This window comes from Streptococcus sp. GMD1S, from assembly GCF_000296875.1.
In the GTDB taxonomy this organism is placed as follows: domain Bacteria; phylum Bacillota; class Bacilli; order Lactobacillales; family Streptococcaceae; genus Streptococcus.
The window spans coordinates 1-830 of sequence record NZ_AJQY01000216.1; the positions used below are offsets into that span (position 1 = coordinate 1).

Below are 830 nucleotides of genomic sequence, written 5' to 3' on the forward strand. Positions count from 1 at the left end.
GCTTCTGGAACACCTGAAAGGGCACGTCCATAGGCACCTGATAGGACACGAATCTCGTCTGTGAGATAGCTGGTTGAAAGATTGACCACAGCCAAAATCAAGGTTGCCTTAAGCAAAGGCCACGCTTCTTCACTATAAAATTGGTCTGCTGCTTGCCAGAAACGTTCCTCATCTACGATAACCTTATCTGGAGTTTGTCCAAGAACTGCTTGGAAGAAATCATCCAAAGGTAGGGCAGGGGCAAATTTCTTGAAATCTTCATAAGCGTATGGATGGTAGAGTTTGGCATATTCTGAACTTTCTTCGTTTGAAAGAACCACTGCTGCGATACGACGGTCCAATTCCAATCTCTTCTCTAGTAAGTCTTCGATTTCCTCATCTGAAAAATCATAGGCTTTGAGAAGATTTGCGCTACTTTCCTTCCAAAGCGTCAAGAGCTCCTCACGTTGAGGATGGTCTTCAGCATAGTAGGTTGTATCTGGCAAGATAGTTCCTGGTGCACTTGCCCAGAGAACATTGGTTCTGGCATCCATAAAGTCTGGTGATACTCCAAATGGAAGGAAGTTTGGTTTACCTGCTAGTTCAAACTCTGCCAGTTTGCTGGTAAAATCTGCAAAGCTCTCCAAATCTTGGTATTCCTTGAGCAGAGGAAGGACAGGCTTGATTCCATCTGCATCCCTCTTATCAAAATCACGTACCATACGATGGTACTTAACAAAATTTGCGAGGATAGCGTCCTCTGGAACATCTTCGCCTTCCAACCACTTGTCCGTAGTTGCCAGCATTAACTCTTCAATTTCCTCATCAAGGTCAATAAAGCCACCTGTTCG

Annotated in this window: 1 protein-coding gene; it reads right to left on the minus strand. The window is 44.5% G+C overall.

The genetic code is table 11. The features are described 5' to 3' along the window. Window positions 1-830 (minus strand): M13 family metallopeptidase N-terminal domain-containing protein (locus GMD1S_RS08390; RefSeq protein WP_000308224.1); only part of this gene is annotated, 830 nt, incomplete at both ends.